2 protein-coding genes are annotated in these 1,659 nt (G+C 75.6%); both read left to right on the top strand.

All coding sequences use genetic code 11. The annotated features are described in order from the left end of the window. A partial coding sequence (locus DVA66_RS20160) for a protealysin inhibitor emfourin (RefSeq protein WP_157974195.1) occupies positions 1 to 1,331 on the top strand: 1,331 nt, incomplete at its 5' end. A gap of 128 nt (positions 1,332 to 1,459) precedes the next feature. Further along, the coding region (locus tag DVA66_RS20155) for a hypothetical protein (RefSeq protein ID WP_157974194.1) at positions 1,460 to 1,659 on the top strand (200 nt) is incomplete at its 3' end.

Below are 1,659 nucleotides of genomic sequence, written 5' to 3'. Positions count from 1 at the left end.
AGCCGGCGCCCCGGCGCACCGTGCACGACGCGGAGAACGGCACCTCGCTGCCGGGCCGGGTGGCCCGGGAGGAGGGAGCGCCGGCCACCGGCGACGCGGCGGTGGACGAGGCCTACGACGGGTTCGGCGCGACCTGGCAGCTGTTCTGGGACGCCTTCGGCCGCGACAGCCTCGACGGTGCCGGGCTGCCGCTGCTGGGCACCGTGCACTACGACCAGAACTACGACAACGCCTTCTGGGACGGCACCCAGATGGTCTTCGGCGACGGTGACGGCGAGGTGTTCCAGCGGTTCACCCTGGCCGTGGACGTCATCGGCCACGAGCTCACCCACGGCGTCATCGACCACACCGCCGCGCTCGTCTACCGGGGGCAGTCGGGAGCGCTGAACGAGAGCATCGCCGACGTGTTCGGGGCGCTGGTGCGCCAGCGGCTGCTGGGCCACAGCGCCGAGCAGGCCGACTGGCTGATCGGCGCCGAGCTGTTCACCGACCAGGTGCAGGGGGTGGCGCTGCGCTCGATGGCGGCCCCCGGGACGGCCTACGACGACGACGTGCTCGGCAAGGACCCGCAGCCGGGCTCGATGGCCGACTACGTCGAGACCACCGACGACAACGGCGGGGTGCACATCAACTCCGGCATCCCCAACCGGGCCTTCCACCTGGCGGCCACCGCGATCGGCGGGAACGCCTGGGAGGCGGCGGGCCAGATCTGGTACGACGTGCTCACCGGCGGCGAGCTGGCCGCCGACTGCGACTTCACCACCTTCGCCGACCTGACCCGGCGGGCCGCGGTCGCGCGTTTCGGCGAGGGTTCGGCCGAGGTCACCGCCGTCGCGCGGGCCTGGCAGGAGGTCGGCGTCACCAGCACCGCCGCCCCGGGCGAGGAGCCGCGCCGACCGGTGCCGCTGGGTCCGGAACCGAGCGAGCCGGTGCCGGCACCCGACCCCGAGCCGGGTGAACCGGTGCAGCCGCCGGAGGAGCCGCCGATCCCGACCGGCCCGCCGGAGCCCGCGGAGACGGACGCCGGCCGGACCGCGCCCGATCCGGGTACGGGGCCGGTGGAGCTGACCCGCTCCGGCGGTCTGGTGGGCTCGACCCGGCGGGCCACCTTCGTGCCCGACGAGCTCGACCCGCCCGACTCCGAGGAGTGGCGGACGCTGCTGAGCGAGCGCAGCTTCTGGACCGCGCTCCCCGAGCCCGAGCCGCAGCCCGACGCCTTCGTCTACCGGCTGGTGGCGGTGCGGGTGGAGGTCGACGTCACCTTCAGCGAGCGCGAGCTGCCCGAGCCGGTCCGCGGGCTGGTGCACCGGACCATCCAGCGCGGCAGCTGAGACGCCGGCGCCCTCCCGGTGGTGAGCCGGGAGGGCGCTGAGGGCGTGCGGTACCCGCGGGTCAGGACTCCGTGCCCGCCCCGGTGCTGCCGGGGCTCGGGTCGGTCGCGGGCGCCGACGACGGGGCCGTGTCCGAGGTGCCCGCGTCGTCGGCGGGACGGGTAGCGGCCGCCGGCGCGGTGGTGGCGGCGCGGGCGCTGGGGGCCTTCTTGGCGGTGGTCGTCGTCTTCTTCGCCGCGCTCTTCCGGGTGCCAGCGAGGCGGTCGCCCGGGGAGCCGGTCCCGGTGGAGGTCGGGCGGGAGGCCGACGTGGACGCCGACTTCTTGGC

Source organism: Desertihabitans aurantiacus (assembly GCF_003344635.1).
GTDB classification, from domain to species: Bacteria; Actinomycetota; Actinomycetes; order Propionibacteriales; family Propionibacteriaceae; genus Desertihabitans; species Desertihabitans aurantiacus.
The sequence above is the reverse complement of the archived record's forward strand: the minus strand, read 5'-3'. Positions and strand labels throughout refer to the sequence as shown.